At 38.5% G+C, this 15738-nt stretch carries 20 protein-coding genes and 1 pseudogene; 8 read left to right on the top strand and 13 right to left on the bottom strand.

What is annotated here, in order from left to right; translation table 11 throughout:
• Nucleotides 1-324 precede the first annotated feature (324 nt).
• The 3 genes from IGI46_RS22320 (at nucleotide 325) to IGI46_RS22330 (ending at nucleotide 1358) form a co-directional block, all read left to right on the top strand.
• Nucleotides 325-534, top strand: coding sequence for a helix-turn-helix transcriptional regulator (locus IGI46_RS22320; protein ID WP_207703556.1), 210 nt, complete (start codon nucleotides 325-327; stop codon nucleotides 532-534).
• Nucleotides 521-1006: a DUF6773 family protein gene (locus tag IGI46_RS22325; protein ID WP_429974317.1), complete on the top strand. Its 486-nt coding sequence runs from the start codon at nucleotides 521-523 to the stop codon at nucleotides 1004-1006. The genes IGI46_RS22320 and IGI46_RS22325 overlap by 14 nt, the downstream gene beginning before the upstream one ends.
• Before the next feature lie 166 nt (nucleotides 1007-1172).
• Nucleotides 1173-1358: a hypothetical protein gene (locus IGI46_RS22330; RefSeq protein WP_429974318.1), complete on the top strand. Its 186-nt coding sequence runs from the start codon at nucleotides 1173-1175 to the stop codon at nucleotides 1356-1358.
• 132 nt (nucleotides 1359-1490) lie between these two features.
• Here IGI46_RS22330 and IGI46_RS22335 read toward each other — a convergent pair whose 3' ends face one another.
• The 3 genes and pseudogenes from IGI46_RS22335 to tnpA form a co-directional block, all read right to left on the bottom strand.
• Nucleotides 1491-1766, bottom strand: a complete 276-nt coding sequence (locus IGI46_RS22335; RefSeq protein WP_429965658.1) for a helix-turn-helix domain-containing protein — start codon at nucleotides 1764-1766, stop codon at nucleotides 1491-1493.
• A gap of 2 nt (nucleotides 1767-1768) precedes the next feature.
• Nucleotides 1769-2122: a type II toxin-antitoxin system RelE/ParE family toxin gene (locus IGI46_RS22340; protein ID WP_429965657.1), complete on the bottom strand. Its 354-nt coding sequence runs from the start codon at nucleotides 2120-2122 to the stop codon at nucleotides 1769-1771.
• A 58-nt stretch (nucleotides 2123-2180) separates the two neighbouring features.
• Nucleotides 2181-2594 (bottom strand): annotated as a pseudogene (gene tnpA / locus IGI46_RS22345) (IS200/IS605 family transposase); the annotation flags it as partial.
• 375 nt (nucleotides 2595-2969) lie between these two features.
• Between tnpA and IGI46_RS22350 the strand changes: the two are divergent.
• Both IGI46_RS22350 and IGI46_RS22355 read left to right on the top strand, forming a co-directional pair.
• Nucleotides 2970-3242: a hypothetical protein gene (locus tag IGI46_RS22350; RefSeq protein WP_429974319.1), complete on the top strand. Its 273-nt coding sequence runs from the start codon at nucleotides 2970-2972 to the stop codon at nucleotides 3240-3242.
• Nucleotides 3243-3701: 459 nt separating this feature from the next.
• Complete coding sequence (locus IGI46_RS22355) at nucleotides 3702-5798, top strand: LTA synthase family protein (RefSeq protein ID WP_429974320.1); 2097 nt, start codon at nucleotides 3702-3704, stop codon at nucleotides 5796-5798.
• Nucleotides 5799-5953: 155 nt separating this feature from the next.
• Here the strand turns inward: IGI46_RS22355 and IGI46_RS22360 are convergent, their stop codons facing one another.
• A complete protein-coding gene (locus IGI46_RS22360) occupies nucleotides 5954-6868 on the bottom strand; it encodes an anti sigma factor C-terminal domain-containing protein (RefSeq protein ID WP_429974321.1) in 915 nt (304 codons plus the stop codon).
• A gap of 2 nt (nucleotides 6869-6870) precedes the next feature.
• Nucleotides 6871-7335 carry an RNA polymerase sigma factor gene (locus tag IGI46_RS22365; protein WP_429974322.1) on the bottom strand — a complete coding sequence of 155 codons (465 nt, stop codon included), beginning with the start codon at nucleotides 7333-7335 and terminating at the stop codon, nucleotides 6871-6873.
• A gap of 210 nt (nucleotides 7336-7545) precedes the next feature.
• Between IGI46_RS22365 and IGI46_RS22370 the strand changes: the two genes are divergently transcribed.
• On the top strand, nucleotides 7546-8193 hold the full coding sequence (locus IGI46_RS22370) for an ROK family protein (protein ID WP_429974323.1): 648 nt from the start codon (nucleotides 7546-7548) through the stop codon (nucleotides 8191-8193).
• Between the two features lie 49 nt (nucleotides 8194-8242).
• On the opposite strand, the gene IGI46_RS22375 is transcribed toward IGI46_RS22370, so the two are convergent.
• The gene (locus IGI46_RS22375) at nucleotides 8243-8434 is read right to left on the bottom strand and encodes a CsbD family protein (RefSeq protein ID WP_429965651.1); all 192 of its coding nucleotides are present in this window, start codon (nucleotides 8432-8434) and stop codon (nucleotides 8243-8245) included.
• 137 nt (nucleotides 8435-8571) lie between these two features.
• Here IGI46_RS22375 and IGI46_RS22380 point away from each other — a divergent pair, with 137 nt between their 5' ends.
• Nucleotides 8572-8745: a hypothetical protein gene (locus tag IGI46_RS22380; protein ID WP_207703546.1), complete on the top strand. Its 174-nt coding sequence runs from the start codon at nucleotides 8572-8574 to the stop codon at nucleotides 8743-8745.
• Nucleotides 8746-8772: 27 nt separating this feature from the next.
• Here the strand turns inward: IGI46_RS22380 and IGI46_RS22385 are convergent, their stop codons facing one another.
• Nucleotides 8773-9090 (bottom strand): DsrE family protein, encoded by a 318-nt coding sequence (locus tag IGI46_RS22385; RefSeq protein ID WP_429965650.1) that lies wholly within the window; start codon nucleotides 9088-9090, stop codon nucleotides 8773-8775.
• 243 nt (nucleotides 9091-9333) lie between these two features.
• Here IGI46_RS22385 and IGI46_RS22390 point away from each other — a divergent pair, with 243 nt between their 5' ends.
• Nucleotides 9334-11055, top strand: a complete 1722-nt coding sequence (locus IGI46_RS22390) for a Na/Pi cotransporter family protein (RefSeq protein ID WP_429965649.1) — start codon at nucleotides 9334-9336, stop codon at nucleotides 11053-11055.
• A 42-nt stretch (nucleotides 11056-11097) separates the two neighbouring features.
• Here the strand turns inward: IGI46_RS22390 and map are convergent, their stop codons facing one another.
• From map to IGI46_RS22420, 6 genes are all read right to left on the bottom strand, one after another.
• Complete coding sequence (map, locus tag IGI46_RS22395; protein ID WP_429974324.1) at nucleotides 11098-11847, bottom strand: type I methionyl aminopeptidase; 750 nt, start codon at nucleotides 11845-11847, stop codon at nucleotides 11098-11100.
• A 134-nt stretch (nucleotides 11848-11981) separates the two neighbouring features.
• A complete protein-coding gene (locus IGI46_RS22400) occupies nucleotides 11982-13031 on the bottom strand; it encodes a zinc-dependent alcohol dehydrogenase (protein ID WP_429965647.1) in 1050 nt (349 codons plus the stop codon).
• 24 nt (nucleotides 13032-13055) lie between these two features.
• Nucleotides 13056-13877, bottom strand: a complete 822-nt coding sequence (locus IGI46_RS22405) for a PTS system mannose/fructose/sorbose family transporter subunit IID (RefSeq protein WP_429965646.1) — start codon at nucleotides 13875-13877, stop codon at nucleotides 13056-13058.
• Between the two features lie 11 nt (nucleotides 13878-13888).
• On the bottom strand, nucleotides 13889-14653 hold the full coding sequence (locus IGI46_RS22410) for a PTS mannose/fructose/sorbose/N-acetylgalactosamine transporter subunit IIC (protein WP_429965645.1): 765 nt from the start codon (nucleotides 14651-14653) through the stop codon (nucleotides 13889-13891).
• Between the two features lie 17 nt (nucleotides 14654-14670).
• Complete coding sequence (locus IGI46_RS22415) at nucleotides 14671-15144, bottom strand: PTS sugar transporter subunit IIB (RefSeq protein WP_207703539.1); 474 nt, start codon at nucleotides 15142-15144, stop codon at nucleotides 14671-14673.
• The gene (locus IGI46_RS22420; protein WP_429974325.1) at nucleotides 15141-15569 is read right to left on the bottom strand and encodes a PTS sugar transporter subunit IIA; all 429 of its coding nucleotides are present in this window, start codon (nucleotides 15567-15569) and stop codon (nucleotides 15141-15143) included. The genes IGI46_RS22415 and IGI46_RS22420 overlap by 4 nt, the downstream gene beginning before the upstream one ends.
• Nucleotides 15570-15738 lie beyond the last annotated feature (169 nt).

Here is a 15738-nt window from a genome sequence, read left to right on the forward strand (position 1 = left end):
CCTACTATTATGGCAGGTTGAATTTTAAATTGCACTTCTCCTAATGGACAACACTGTAAAAAGACTGAGCGATGAATACGCGTGTTGATTACTAGGTAAAAATATTCACAGTATACTGTTGCACTATTGATCAATCAATCACCAAAATAAGGTACCACGCTCAGCAGATCATTGTGAGTGTTTTGCTATAATAAGACGCTATAAGTATGTGCTAATTTTCTTTTTAGGAACTTATATGATTCAAAATGCAATATATACTTTACAAATAGTCAGATATAAAATATACTAGGTTTATCAAATTTGGCGAAAGGATATACTCATGACATGAAGAATAAACGAATGAAGATGGCTAGAATTGAATGTGATGTGAGTCAAGAAGACCTAGCTAACGCGATTGGCGTTACCCGACAAACAATCGGATTGATTGAGGCTGGCAAGTACAACCCAACATTGAAGCTTTGTATTGCCATTTGTAAAACACTGAATAAAACCTTAAACGACTTATTTTGGGAGGATTACTATGAAAAAGAATAAAAATAAAGATGAACGAACCGTACAATTGAACAACAAAATTCAAAGTGAAGGCTTTGCTTTAGTGATTGGCGTATTATCCCTATCCATATTTATTAAGACATATATTTTGGACATGCCAGTTGCAGAATATACGACTGAATTAGTCATTATGGCTATTGCTGTCCTTTACATTACGATTCGAAGCTCAACTTTGGGTTTTAACTCTTTTGATTACCCGATGAACATGAAAAAATTGATTGTACCTTTAACAATTGCTATCGGATTGCTTATAACTGTCGTTAGTGGGGTTAGAAATTTTTCTCTTTATGGTAATAAGTACACCGGCATAATGGATGGACACTTCCTTGCTGTTTTAGGAGTCACTTTCGTCTCTTCAACTATTTTCATAGGCGTAATTATTGGCGTTTTGTATTCTATTGGCGAATTTGGACAAAAGCGTTTAGAAAAAAAGCTGTATGATGAGGATAAGTAATTCTGGACTTGTGCTTATGAGAAGCAAAGTTTTAGTAGCAATTAGAAAAAAGAGCACTAGGATAAAATAGCATCCTTCACCGAACAGCTTAGAAAATCTCAATAGTAAAAAAACTGAGCAGATGTTTTTAGACACCCTGCTCAGTTTTTGTATTATTCTTTTACGTTTGGTTTCGCTAATAAACAACAAGCTAACAAAGATTTATTTCCGCATTAAGGGAGTTGAATTCATAAGAGAACCTAAAAAAGCTGATTATGGTACTGTTGCGGTATTCAAAGACTTATACGGAAATTTATGGGATTTAGTTCAATTTGATACGGATTATCCAATGAGTAAACAAGTTGAATATTAGGTAAGCATTCTGTATACCTTTTTTCCTTGCCTCAATGATAACTAGAATTAATAATTCATTCGTTAAAGCTATCATTTATTTGATAGATTTTTTTAGCCATTAAAAGTTAGCTGATTGCCCCAACTGGATGATCTATTTAAATTCAATATGCAGCTCTTTACCTACTTTTGTAGCAATCTCATAGAGAATGCTAAAGCTAGGGTTCATTGAGCCATTTTCAATACGAGCAATTGTACTTTGTGGCTTGCCTACTCGTTCTGCTAACTCTCTTTGAGAAAGACCAAGCTCACTTCTTAATTGTGTCAAAGCAACCGCAACATCCAAACGTTGCGACTCCTTTTCATATTCAGCGGCGAAAGTCGCACTCTCCGCTTTTTTCTTTGCAATTAGTTCATCAATCTTGTTCATAATTATTTTCCTTTCTCATATTCTTCACGCATCCGTCTAGCATGTTCAATCTCACTTCTGGGTGTTCGTTGCTGCTTTTTAGTGAATCCATGAGTTATAAGATATTCGTTTCCGACCTTTTGAAAATAGATTGCTCGTTGAATATTACCTCCGACTTTTGATCGTAGCTCGTATAAGTCAGAATCTAGTTTTTTTACCCATTCCATTCTTTGAGCAACCAGCAATCCATGATCTTCGGCTCTTTTGATTACTGCTAAAAGTTTTGCAGAATCTTTTTCTGGAATTAAATTCAAAAAATCTTCAAATTCACTTGATCCATCTTTCCTTCTAATAAAATCAAACTTTGGCTTTTCCATACTCTGATGATAGCTCATCCGCTATCATTTGTAAATAGTATGCATCAACTAATTAGACTTAACGTTCGTGTTTATACGGAAAATATTCGTTGATTGGGCGCCTACAGCTGTACGGATCATATTCCTCAAATAATGTTAGCTGATCTGCTGCATAATCGTCTTGTAATTAATTACGAATATATTCTCCTTATTTCGTCCTACTGTGTCCACATAATAGCCTCGACACCAAAACTTTCGATTCCCATAACGATATTTCAGATTGGAGTGACGATCGAAAATCATCAAACTATTTTTTCCCTTTCAAATAACCTATGAATTGAGCAATACTTATTTTGGGCGGGAAGCTAACAAGTAGGTGGCTGTAGTCTTTACAAGTATTTGCTTCGAGAATTTCTACTCTCTTTCGTTCGCATAATTCTCGAATAATCTCACCGATGCTTTGTTTGTATTTTCCATAGATAATTTGCCTTCTATTCAAATTGTCTAAATTTACAGGCATTATCGAGATAAGATTAAGCTTCAAATGATCGTTTTTTATTTTTTATAACTAGAATTTTAGTATAATTTTAGAAACGCAGAATATTCTAACTTTTATAGTGATGTCTATACTTATCCCTTGGTTGTACAATTTCTTACTACCGTCTAGAAGAAGTTGGAAAAATACAGTGTAAGAAGTCGCAAAATACTTGTTAATATATTCGGATATTGTGCTTCTAGATACCTTTATTCCGCAAAGCCAAGAAATCGCAAGAACATTAATAAATCAACGTTTCCGTGTTATAATATTACTTATAAATATAGCAATCCAACAAATTATCCCTTATCCTTACTAGTTAGTAAGAGCTGGATGAAATATATAGAAAAGGGTTTGATAGTTTTGACAACTGTTAAAATGGAGTTAACAGACGACGAAAAGAAAGCTTTAGATGATTTAGGCTTGACAAGTGGTAACGAGATCAAAGCATTCATCTTTCGTAAAATAATCGAAGACAATGTTTTTCCAACTATCTCAAATCCTAAAAAATCTAAAAGAGTTAGTCTAAAAACTTATGGTGATGGCTCTCTTATTGTCCCAGATGATGCCCCAGAACATGTTAAGGAGTGGGTGAAGCACGGCTAACTATGATATTTATCTAGCTACTGTCCACTTTCCAGATGATTTTGGGAAGAAAGATAGACAAAAGGACTGGGAAAAGCTGGATTAAAAACTCACTCTATCCTTGATATAAGTATATTATTCGATGCTCTACTTGTTGAGATTAAGCAAAGTCAAAGCCTTGGTAAATTAGCTCAAAATGATACTGTGAGCTTGATTAACAAATTCAACGAATACAACAAATAGTAATCTCTCTCTACGCCTCTTATGCTCTCATTATTTACGTGGGCATTTTTCTTTGTCTATTTTTCGCTTTGGTTTTTTGACTGAAAAGTGCGCAACCTCTTAACAGGATATGTCAGCCCAATCCCACGGACCGATCATGTTAACCCTTATTCTTTAAATTTCACTGTAAAAAAACTTATACCTGCTCAAAGATGTTAAAATAGACTATAGCTATTGATTGAAAGTAGGAATTTTTAAATGAAAAATAAATTGGGTGGTTGGCTTAATGGGCGAATTGGATTCATTTTCCTGTTGGTTTTATTGCTATGGATGAAGGCGCTATTTGCTTATTTTGTAGAGTTTGATTTAGGGCTTGATAATGCGCTGCAGTATTTTATCTTGCTGATTAATCCATTGGCTTCAAGTCTTTTGATTCTTTCTTTTTCCCTCTATATAAGAAGAGAAAAGCTGGCCTACATTACAGCCTTTGTTTTATATGTGATACAGCTGATTCTACTGTTCGCCAATATTATGTATTATCGGGAATTTACGGATTTTCTGACAGTCAATACGATGCTGGGGGTAGGCAAGGTAAGCGGCGGCTTAGGTGAAAGTGCGCTGCAGCTGCTTCATCTTAGCGATCTGTTGTATTTTATTGATTTGTTCATTCTGCCGTTTCTTCTGTGGAAGAAAAAGCTTCAGATGTCTACGCAGCGAATTCGAGCTCGTAAAGCATTTGCGGTATCTCTTGGCGCACTCTTACTTTTTTCGGGCAATTTGTTTTTAGCTGAAACTAGTCGGACTGGCCTTCTCACTCGGAACTTTTCTAGAAGCTATTTGGTGAAATATTTAGGAATGAATGTTTACACAGCACTAGATGGCATCCAGACTTACAATACCTACCAGGTTCGGGCTGAAGCGAGTCCTAATGAGCTAGTGGAAGTTCAGGATTACACTAGCGCGCATTTTGCAGAACCGAATAGCGAGCTGTTTGGTATTGCTAAGGGAAAAAATGTGATTTATATCCATTTGGAAAGTACACAGCAATTTGTGATCGATTATAAATTAAAGGATGAGAACGGCGAAGAACATGAAGTGATGCCTTTCATTAATCAGCTTTATCATGATAAGAGCACCTTTAGCTTTGAGAATTTCTTCCATCAGGTTAGTGCTGGTAAGACCAGTGATGCTGAAACTCTGCTGGAAAACTCGTTATTTGGTTTGAGCCAAGGATCGTTGTTTAGTCAAATGGGGGATAAAAATACCTTTTATGCTGCACCGGCGATTCTGAATCAGACTCAAGGCTATTCTAGCGCCGCTTTCCATGGCAATGCAGGGAATTTTTGGAATCGAAATGAAACGTATAAGCGGTTTGGCTATCAGAATTTCTTTGATGCTTCCTATTATGATGTGAACGAGGACAATTCCTTCCAATATGGTTTGCATGACAAACCTTTTTTCCAGCAATCGGTGCCTTATCTAGAGCATTTGCAGCAGCCGTTTTATACGAAGTTTATTGCGGTTTCAAATCACTATCCTTATGCTCCGCTGAAAAATGATGAAGCAGGCTTCCCAATGGCGGCTACCGAGGATAAAACCATCAACGGCTATTTTGCTACGGAAAATTATTTGGATCGTTCAGTGGAGGAATTTGTGAATTATCTGAAGGCTAGCGGACTATACGAGAATTCTATTTTAGTCTTTTATGGGGATCATTATGGTATTTCAGAATCACGCAATCAAAGCATGGCTGGTTTGTTAGGAAAAGATAGTCAGTCTTGGAACAATTATGACCAGGTACAGATGCAGAAGGTGCCGTTGATGTTCCATATTCCTGGTCAAGAAAATGGCGGTATTCGATCGACTTACGGCGGACAGGTAGATGTTTTGCCTACCCTGCTTCATTTGCTGGGGGTCAACAGTCAGGAATATCCTTTCCTAGGTCAAGATTTGTTTTCTGCTCAACATAATCAAATGGTAGCCTTTAGAAATGGTGACTTTATTTCTCCTGAGTACACGTATCATCGCGGTTCTCTGTACCATACACAGACTGGTGGGATTATCAGTGAAATGCCTAGTGAGGCTGAAGCTGTGAAAGAACAAGTGGCGACTCAATTGGAGATGTCTAATAAGATTAACAATGGTGATTTATTGCGCTTTTACAATAACGAAGGTCTTCACCCAGTGGATCCTACTGACTTTGTCTACAAGAATTCTTTGGAACGTTTAGAGACTGAGGAAAAGAATTTGGCTGAAAAGTCTACCAGTGTTTATTCGCAAAATGGTGGACAAACAACCAAAGATTTGTATGAGTCGAAGAGCTATAAAACGTATGAGCTAGAGAATGATCAATAAAATAAATACTGCAAAAGCTGCGTAAACGTCTCAGAAGTCGGTTACGCAGCTTTTTAATTTGCCTATTGCAATGGAGTTAAAATTAGGATTGTCTTTTAAAAATGGTAGCAAAGTACTTGAACTTCTTTTGTCTAACGTTCAGACTGAACGCAAAGCTATTTTTCTGGTGTAATGTATGGAACTGTTGGGACAGTTACGCCGATTGAACTGCCTCTGATATAGGATTGATTCTCTAGCTCAGTAAGGTTCTGGGTTTGCCCGGTTACCATGACGCCCAGTACTGGCAACTCATCCATTTTCTTATCTTTGTTTTCCTTAATAAAGGCAGCGGCTTGCTTATTACCAGCGGAAGCAAAATGTGTGTCAAATGAATCAAAGAAATTATCTTTATCGGCTGAATTATTTTTTGCATCGTTGCTCAATTGGAAGCCATACACCGGCATGCCGGAAGGCCCAACACGTTCATCCCTCTCTTCCGAAAATAAGTAAAGCCACACAACATTGATGTTTTCTGGCAGCATTTCTTGCACTTCACGGTAAGTGTACGGTCGATCAAAGGAAATGGCCACTTCGGCAACATAATTATCCATTTTTTTTAGTTCAGGTAATTCATTCTTCACATTATCATAATACTTTTTAATACTAGGATGATAAAATGTCGCCACCTTTTGTTTAGTCTGTCGATTGTACTCATAGGAATTTTGGTCTGAATGGTACCAAGAATTTGTCAACTCATTATAATCAATCGAATTACGCCAAGTTGTATATTTACTGCGTAAGCTGCTCCAAGGTACGATATACCCATCAATATTTTTGGATTGGTTCGTTACAACATCTCCACCCAAGAAAGAACTGTTGGCAATTACTTGAGAATCGATTTGAGTATTTGGTGCAGCAATTGTTTGATAATTGAACAAGGCTTTGTCTAATTTGCGGTAATTATTTGTTGCGATTTTATCTAAGGCAACGATCAATAAGCCTAAACTAACCAGAGTAATCAGTATTGAGATACCTGCAATTCGTACTAGATTTTTTCTTTTTGCTTTCTGGATGCTTTTGTTTAAATCCATGATCAGTCCTCCAAGCTTTTCTTTAATTTTTTCCGACTTCGGTATAGTTTCTTGCGTACATTTTCGATGGATATCCCTAATAAATCAGAAATGTCGCTATAGGACAGTTGATAAAAGTATTTAAGCAGGATTAACTCTTGTTCTGCAGCAGTCAATGAATCAATCAATTCAAATAATTTCGAGTGTTCTTCTGAAAAGTCTGATTGAAAAACATGGTAGTTATGAACGAACCCCTGCTCCCTTCTTTTTTTCCTATAAATGTTTATATAATTGTTAAAAGATACTCGAAAAAACCACGGTCTCAAATTGTCTTGCGTAATTTCGGGAAGAATCGAAAATATGGTGTGATATGTCTGAGATACCGCATCTTCTGCATCCTCAAAAGAACTGCCTCTTTTTACCAAGAGGTTTGTCATCTCTTGCCCCAACGAAAGCAGAACTTCTTCAAATTTCACATCCTTTTTCATTTGATTTTCTCCTTTCACCTATACAACGTCTGAAGGTACCAAAAAGTGGACAATAAAATTCGGAAAATACTAATTAAGGCGTTAAAGCTTTAGATACAATTATTCAACCTACTAATTCCTCTTGTAAGACCTCCCTTAAGCATACCATGTCACTATCCCTTCATACTTATTTTTCAAGATAGGAAAGAAAGTCGCTATGGTTCGCTAGCATTGAATAAGTTAACTAGAAGTGATCTGCTGGAGAAGTTAAAAGAAGTTATTCATTCTGCTGTGGTACCTATCGTTGCCATTAGTATTTCCATTCCAGGAAAAGTCTTTCAAGGAACCTTAATATCGAGCTGGAAGCAGGAATTGAACGGTTGGGATATAGTAGGAGATTTAGCTAAGCTAACAGATGTACCTGTCCGTATTCAAAATGATGCACATTTGTTTACGATTGGTTATTCGCTGGACCAAAATATTCTGGAGGGAACGACCATTGTTGGAATATACTACCCTCCTCATAGTATGCCTGGGGTAACCATTTTATCTGATGGTCAGCTAATTGAAGGGGAAAAATCGTTGGCTAAAGAGGCAAAATTTCTGCCGTTTTTGATGGACTCGGAGCTGCCAGCTTCTGAAGAGACCTTTCTGAAAAATCTGGTGAATCTCGTTTCAATTTACAATGTGGTTATTGCTCCAAAATATTTTGTCATTTCTGCAGGAAAGACTTCACCACAGTCGCTAAGTCAGACCTTGACTCAAAATGAGACCTTACTTCAACAGCCTAACACACCTAGTTTTTACTTTGATGATCAGGTTACTCATAGTATTGAGTCCGGATTATTCTGGCTAGCTTCTCAAGATATTAACTTTTAACAACAAAATAGACCCGTTAGCTGTGGGGGAGCTAACGGGTCCATTTCTTCTATTCTTTTTCTTTATGTTCGTCGATCTTCTTATTCATTTTTCCAGCAGCATCATCGGCAGTATCCTCAGCTTTTTCTTTCGCTTTGCCCATGCCTTGCTGAATCTTGCCTTTTAGTTCATCTTTATTGTCACCTGTCGCTTTACCTTTTGCTTCATTTAGTTTTCCTTTAATTTCTTCTTTGTTTGTCATAGTAATTCCCTCCTGTTTTTACACCTTTAATTATACGCTTGAAGTACTTCTTGTTCTAACAATGTGCTCGCAAGTTAACAAGCAGGAGAAAGAGCAGATCTATCGGCCTATGTTACACTCATAATGAGGTGAAGATCATGCGCAATACTTGGTTGGCTGAACAGCTGCAGACGTTAAAAAATGAGCAGAATCAGCTGGTAATTGAAGAAGCACTTCGTTACATCGAACAGTTAGAGGATGACAACGAAAGTTTACAGGTGGCTTTAGAAGGAAACATTTGGAGTCCCAAAAAATGGAATGAAAACAGATAGCCGTGCTGGTTTGCAGCACGGCTATTTCTATGGTTTGATATACGCGTACCCTTCATGCTGAAGACGGACAAGGGCCATCACCCCAGCGGGGACAACCTCGATTTCCTTTGCCAGATCTTCTTTTTTTATATGGTGGGCTTTCATGGCGTTGTTGCAGGCAAGATAGCTGACTGTTGGACAGTCTTTCATAAACTCAAGCTGAGCTGGCAGCAAATAGCCTTGAATGGCCTCCCCGTTAACAACTAAAGTAATTGCCGCATTTTTATCTGCAGCTAACAGGTTTTGAATATTATGACGGGCTTCACTAAGCTTACCTAATTCATCGACATGGAACACAACTCTCATCTTCAATTTCCCCTTACCTATATATATTTGCACGTTCTTCCATTAGATTAGCTGAAATAAGTAAAAAAAACAAAGCATACGAATGCGTTATTTTTCTTTATCGAAATCACAGAAAGTTTTTACTTTGCTTCTTTTGATAATTTGTAAAAAAATTTACTTTAAATACAAAAAAATTGTTTACATGAGACGTTTTTTTGTTTATGTTTAGATTGGTGGTTTAAAAGATGTGATGGAGGTTGTAAGGTGTCTTATCAAGAGATGTTTTTTACGTTTTTAGGTGGCTTAGGAATTTTTCTATTTGGGATCAAGTATTTAGGTGACGGTCTGCAAAAAGCAGCGGGGAATCGTTTACGGGAAATACTGAATCGATTTACTTCAACCCCTCTGCGAGCAGTCCTGGCTGGGCTTATTGTTACTGGATTGATTCAAAGCAGCTCGGGTACCACAGTTCTAGCCGTCGGATTGGTTAGTGCTGGATTTATGACTTTAAAGCAGGCGATCGGGGTTATCATGGGGGCAAATGTCGGCACCACTGTAACCGCATTCATCATCGGCTTTAATTTGAGTGAGTATGCTCTCCCCATTATGGGTATTGGGGCTTTGCTGCTATTCTTCACTAAACGCAAGTCACTTCAGTACTTAGGACAAATCCTGTTTGGTTTCGGTGCTCTGTTTTTCGGACTGGAATTAATGGGCAGCAGTATGGACCCCTTAAAGGATTTGCCACAATTTAATGACTTAATGATTCGAGTGTCTCACCTGCCGATTTTAGGCGTGGGGATTGGAACTTTACTAACGATGGTCCTGCAAAGTTCCAGCGCAACAATCGGAATTTTACAACAATTATATATGCAAGGAAGTTTAGGACTGTCTGCTGCATTGCCGATTTTGTTCGGTGACAATATTGGAACGACAATTACAGCTGTTATCGCCTCTTTAGGGGCTAGTGTTGCAGCTAAACGAACCGCCGCTTCGCACGTCATTTTCAATTTAGTTGGTGCAGTTATCTTTACTTTATTATTAACGCCCTTTACACACGTAGTAATTTTTTTAACAGATACATTTAATTTAAACCCGGCCATGCAAATTGCTTTTGCTCATGGATTATTTAACGTATCCAATTTAGCGATTCAATTCTGGTTCATTCCACAAATTGAAATTATTGTGAAAAAGATCATTCCAGGTACCGAAAAGAATTTGAACATTCGACCAACTGCCTTGAGCGATTCCCTGATTTATACTTCGCCTAACATGGCGATTGAACAGGCTTCCAACGAGGTCATTCAAATGGGACGTTATGTGCTGTCGGCCTTGGATGCTGCAAAGAAATTTTATCTGGATCCTAAGAATGAATGGCAGGAAGATGTTAGTCAATATGAGGAAGCCATTAATCGCTTTGATGTTGAATTAACGGAATTTCTTGTGAAGATTTCTACAGCTGAATTGTCCGATTTAGAGAGTCAGGAACAGGCGATGCTGATGGAATTCACCAAAGACTTTGAGCGAATGGGGGATCACTGCATCAATATCATTCGTTACATTGAAGAATCCATTGACCGCGAAGAACGACAACGGCAAAAAGACAAGCGTAATAAGAAACCCAGCCCACGGGATAGTTATATCCTCTATGACGAGGATCTGGAATTGTTGTTTGATAAGGTACGGAAAAATATTCGTGATGCACTGACTGTTTTGGAAGATGATGATGTTGAATTAGCAGAAAGGATGCTGGAGCGGGAAAAGGAAATCAATCAATTGGTAGAATTGCTGCGTTCGAAGTATATTCGCTTGATGAATGCCGGTGAAGGTCGTGCTGGAGATAGTGTCGTATTTATTGATATCAGTTCGAATCTAGAACGTTCTAGTGATCGGACCTTGCATATTGCCAAGTATATTTTGGGAAATAAATACAGCTTTAAAGCAGACACTAAGAATTTCCAATATATTGAAACAGAAGATATATAAAAAAAGCTGTCGCATCACTGATGCGGCAGTTTTTTTCAGCCATTAATCCTGCAAGGTCATAATCACTGGACCATCTTTAGTAATTGCAATGGAATGTTCATATTGCGCACAGTATCCCCCATCAATTGTGCGAGCTGTCCAGCTATTTAGATCCATCTGCATCTCCCAAGTATCTGTTGCAATCATTGGCTCAATGGTAATCGTCATGCCTTCTTTTAAACGCGCTCCTTTACCAGCTATACCTACGTGAGGAAAAATCGGATCCTCATGAATCGATGGTCCAATCCCATGGGCTAGAAAATCACGGATCACGCCATAGCCTTTGCCTTCAGCGTAGGTCTGAATAGCGTGCCCAATATCCCCCACACGATTTCCCACCTGTGCTTGTTCAATTCCTCGCATCAATGCTTCATAAGTCACTTCCATTAACTCTTTATGTTTATCAGAGATTTCACCAACTGCATAGGTCCAGCAGCTATCCGAAATTGCACCATGGTAATCGACACAGAAATCAACGTTAACAATGTCACCGGATTTCAAGCAATAATCCGAAGGAAAACCGTGACAAATTTCGTCATTTACGCTGGTACAAGTCGCATACTTATAACCTTCAAAACCAATTTGTGCAGCCACAGCTCCTGCTTCCTCAATCCTCTTTTGGACGAACTGATCAATTTCATTGGTCGTGATTCCAGGTTTGATGAACCCTCTTAATTGTTTATGTATGCCTGCTAAAATTGCACCTGATTCTTTCATTTGTTCTATTTCTCTTGATGACTTTAATGTAACCATGTAACACGCTCCTTTTTTAATTGCAAGATGCTTCCCCATCGCAAAGACTAGCTGGATTATCTCACTATACTTTGGTAAATACAACTGTTTGAAAAGGAATAAGCAGCAGACACGGATGCATCTGCTGCTTGTAACTAGTCCATTGCTATAACAATTCGATAAGTTTCCGGAGTTAGGGCTGCCTGTATCCCCTCTACAATAGAAACGAGTGGATAAGTGCCGGAAATAAACGGCTTCACGTCAACAATCCCTTCATTTAACAATTTCATAGCAGTGATAAAATCGTGGGTATTGGAATTGGCCGTTCCGACTAGCTTAGTCATTCGACGGTGCAGTTTATTCGGGCTGACACTTATCGGTGTATCGGGATGGTAGGAACTATACAGTACCACTCGTCCATACAAAGCGCTCATCTCAATTGACTCTTCTGCCAGCTTGGAAACACCCACTGTGTTCAAAATAATATCAGCACCTTTATTATCTGTTAGCGCCAAAACTGCTTCTACGACATTCACTTGATTCGGATTGATTAATTCATTAAAGCCTAATGTTTTTAGAAAGTCTAAGCGCTGCTCATTTGGTTCTACTACAATTACCCGGCCGCCTTTATTACGAGCTAAAATTGCATGGAATGCACCCATTATCCCAGCTCCGATAACCACAACACTTTCACCTAGTTGAATATTTGCTAACTCAACACTGTGCACAACGCAAGATAGGGGTTCTGTCAAGGCTGCTTCTTCATAGCTTAATTTATCAGCGATTTTGAAAAGCTTGCTGACAGGAACCGCCAAATATTGAGAAAAGCCGCCCATACCACGTGTATCCAAGCCGCCAACCATATTTTCATAACTGAAATTTTGGCAGCTGCTTTCTTCACCAATTCGGCAATTTTCACATTCACCACAGGAAGTCAGCATCCCAACTACCACCCGATCACCGATGTTCCACAGCTTTAGATCAATATCACTACCGACTGCGGTAATAATTCCAGCTTCTTCGTGCCCGCCAATGAAAGGAAAATCAACTTGATTGATCCCTTTATAGACCCGCTGCTCCCAAGTACAAATTGCGCAGGTTTTAAGTTCGACCAAAACCTCGTTGGCTTTAGGAACAGGTTTTTTAATATCAACTACCTCTAATTTTTCTACTTCGGTGAAAATTGCTGCTTTGCATGTATCCATTATATTGTTAGCTCCCTTCGCTACTTAGAAAATTCCGATGATCGCGCCGATAGTTGAGATTAAAACCAGGATCAATAATACCATGGTAGATTTCATTTTTTTATTTAAAAAATATAGTGCCAGCATTGTTACCGTTAGTGGCAGCATACCTTCTAACAGCTTATCCAAAATATCTGTTTGAACATTCAACTTTAAATCACCAAATTTGAAAACCATGCTCGTACTCAAACTGACATAATTAGCGGTCAAAGCACCGATAACCACGCCACCCATAACTTTCGCTCCCAGCATCACCTTTTTTAGTAAATCGCCATTCATTAATTTCTGAATACCTTCTTTACCGTAATTGTAGCCTTGCATCCATAAATAATAGGCAATCCCCAACATAATGACAAACATAGAAATAATATAGAACAACGGACCAAATATATTCCCGTCTGATCCGATACTAATGGCAATCGACAATAGAATCGGAACCAAGGTCCCTTGCCACAAGGTATCACCAATCCCTGCTAAAGGTCCCATTAAACCTGTTTTAATCGAGTTAATGGCATCACCAGTAATCGGAGCTCCAGAAGCCTTTTCTTCTTCTAATGCAATAGTCAATCCACCAATAATTCCACCAAAATGCGGTTCGGTATTGAAAAATTCTAGATGCCGATTGTAGCTTTCTCTCAATTCTTCTTCATCATCCCCATAAAGCTTGTTAAGCACTGGCAACATTGCCAATAGAAACCCTGAAGACTGCATTCGTTCATAATTATAATTAGAATGAGAGAAAAAGGTCCATCGCCAAAAACTCTTTTTTAACTCTTTCTTGGTTAATTTCTTTGCTTTATTTTCCATTCTGCTTCCCCCTACTCTAGTCCGGCATTTCCTTTAAACAATAATTGTGTATAAACAAAAGCAATGATGAAGGCAAGTATTGATACGGCAATAATCGGTAGACCCAAATAAACTGCCAATACAAAGCCTAAGAAGTAAAACACTGCGGTGTCCCTGCTCATAATAGATTTTAAAATCATCGCGACCCCAAGTGCCGGCAGCACGCCGCCAATTACTTCTAACACATGCAGTGGTTTTCCTTGCAATGCATCCAGAATATCCTTCACCACTCCGGAACCAAAATAAGTAATAATAAAGACTGGAATAACTGAGATTAACAGCAAAAACAATTGTGGCATAAACATTTGAATTCGTTCGATTTTTTTGGGATTTAGTTCGTCAGCAGCCTGATCAATCATGTGTAAGAAGGATATATCAACGGTCATATGAGCAATCCAAATGACTGTTCCCAACAATCCAATCGGCACTGCCATTGAGACCGCTACTTCTGGTGAAGCATTCGCTGCCATTGCTAATGCGGTTCCCAACGTTCCCGCCAAGCCTGGGTCCATCGGTACTGTCCCACCGGCTGAAATATAAGCCAAATAAGGTAAACTAATGGCTGCACCGATCATACACCCTTGAACAACATCCCCTAAAACCAATCCGACTAACGTGCCGCAAATCAGCGGCCTTGCTAAAACCGTGCTTCCAAGCAATGTTAACCATGGTGTTCCGTTAATACTCAAATAGTAAATAAAGCCAATTAAAAGTGCTTGAAATAAATTGATTTCCATATTTTTCCCCCATTTTTCTATAAGTACTGTTTAATATCGGCACTGTTTTCTTCCGGTATTACTTGAACAAATACGCGGACTCCTTTATCGGCAAGCGTTTTGAAACACTGACGCTCAGAATCACTAACAGAGATGTTTCGGTAGAGCTTACTGCGGTCTTTTCGAGCCCCCATACCTCCAACATTTAAAGCCTCAATTACCACTCCACCATCAATCAGATTCTCAATCACGTGAGGATTCTTGGCTAAAACAATGATTTTATTGTCGTCAGCTTGTTGTGTTAAATATTCAATCCCTCCGTCCTCTGTTAAAACAGATACCTTAATACCGGCTGGTACTGATGAAGCCATAATCATTTTTAAAAATTCATCCTGTGCCACTTCATTGTCCACAATGACAATTTCGTTGCCCTTGGTTTCATGTACCCAAGCAGTCATCACCTGTCCGTGAATTAAGCGATCGTCAATACGGGCAAATACAATATTTCTCATGCTTGTTCCTCCTTTTGAAATGCTCCTGCTTCAACAAACAATTCTTTGATACCCTCTTGTCCTGTGCTCATAATATGGAGCGCTAATGTATCCAGATCCTTGCTGTCTCGCATTAAAATACTTTCAATCAGCATCGGAAAGTTTACACCCGCGATTGAGCGGTACGACTGCGGCCCTAGTTTACTGGCACAATAGGCCGTTGCTTTAAAAGGACTAGCACCATAAAGATCCGTGAAAATCAATACCCCAGATCCATCATTTAATTGTTGTATTTTCGTGATAACCTTTTCATTGAATTCATCAATGTTATCACCAGGATAAAGTCCTAACCACTCTAGTTTTTCGGTCTCTCCGACAATCATTTTGCTACTTTCGATAAAGCCCCTGGCTAATTCGCCATGTGTCATTACTAAAATACTGATCATCTCTTTTCCTCCTCTTCACTTTCTATATAAGCAATTGCTGTGCCAAAAATCTGGTACACATCTTTTTGGCTAAATACGAGAGTTTTTTCTCGATCTGTGACAGATCAGTTGTTACACATCATAAAAATGATCTGTAACAAGTTCAAAACTATCTGTAACAAGAGATGTG

Origin of the sequence: Enterococcus sp. AZ163, assembly GCF_050498925.1 — a bacterium.
GTDB lineage: Bacteria > Bacillota > Bacilli > Lactobacillales > Enterococcaceae > Enterococcus_A > Enterococcus_A ferrettii.

What these genes read in the sequence shown, in the direction of transcription:
- IGI46_RS22405 (WP_429965646.1), bottom strand. Translation starts at nt 13,877, where the DNA reads ATGGAAAATAAAGCAAAGAAATTAACCAAGAAAGAGTTAAAAAAGAGT.
- IGI46_RS22385 (WP_429965650.1), bottom strand. Translation starts at nt 9,090, where the DNA reads ATGAGAGTTGTGTTCCATGTCGATGAATTAGGTAAGCTTAGTGAAGCC.
- IGI46_RS22355 (WP_429974320.1), top strand. Translation starts at nt 3,702, where the DNA reads ATGAAAAATAAATTGGGTGGTTGGCTTAATGGGCGAATTGGATTCATT.
- IGI46_RS22375 (WP_429965651.1), bottom strand. Translation starts at nt 8,434, where the DNA reads ATGACAAACAAAGAAGAAATTAAAGGAAAACTAAATGAAGCAAAAGGT.
- IGI46_RS22380 (WP_207703546.1), top strand. Translation starts at nt 8,572, where the DNA reads ATGCGCAATACTTGGTTGGCTGAACAGCTGCAGACGTTAAAAAATGAG.
- IGI46_RS22335 (WP_429965658.1), bottom strand. Translation starts at nt 1,766, where the DNA reads ATGAACAAGATTGATGAACTAATTGCAAAGAAAAAAGCGGAGAGTGCG.
- map (WP_429974324.1), bottom strand. Translation starts at nt 11,847, where the DNA reads ATGGTTACATTAAAGTCATCAAGAGAAATAGAACAAATGAAAGAATCA.
- IGI46_RS22410 (WP_429965645.1), bottom strand. Translation starts at nt 14,653, where the DNA reads ATGGAAATCAATTTATTTCAAGCACTTTTAATTGGCTTTATTTACTAT.
- IGI46_RS22400 (WP_429965647.1), bottom strand. Translation starts at nt 13,031, where the DNA reads ATGGATACATGCAAAGCAGCAATTTTCACCGAAGTAGAAAAATTAGAG.
- IGI46_RS22325 (WP_429974317.1), top strand. Translation starts at nt 521, where the DNA reads ATGAAAAAGAATAAAAATAAAGATGAACGAACCGTACAATTGAACAAC.
- IGI46_RS22360 (WP_429974321.1), bottom strand. Translation starts at nt 6,868, where the DNA reads ATGGATTTAAACAAAAGCATCCAGAAAGCAAAAAGAAAAAATCTAGTA.
- IGI46_RS22420 (WP_429974325.1), bottom strand. Translation starts at nt 15,569, where the DNA reads ATGATCAGTATTTTAGTAATGACACATGGCGAATTAGCCAGGGGCTTT.
- IGI46_RS22365 (WP_429974322.1), bottom strand. Translation starts at nt 7,335, where the DNA reads ATGAAAAAGGATGTGAAATTTGAAGAAGTTCTGCTTTCGTTGGGGCAA.
- IGI46_RS22350 (WP_429974319.1), top strand. Translation starts at nt 2,970, where the DNA reads ATGAAATATATAGAAAAGGGTTTGATAGTTTTGACAACTGTTAAAATG.
- IGI46_RS22320 (WP_207703556.1), top strand. Translation starts at nt 325, where the DNA reads ATGAAGAATAAACGAATGAAGATGGCTAGAATTGAATGTGATGTGAGT.
- IGI46_RS22340 (WP_429965657.1), bottom strand. Translation starts at nt 2,122, where the DNA reads ATGGAAAAGCCAAAGTTTGATTTTATTAGAAGGAAAGATGGATCAAGT.
- IGI46_RS22415 (WP_207703539.1), bottom strand. Translation starts at nt 15,144, where the DNA reads ATGAGAAATATTGTATTTGCCCGTATTGACGATCGCTTAATTCACGGA.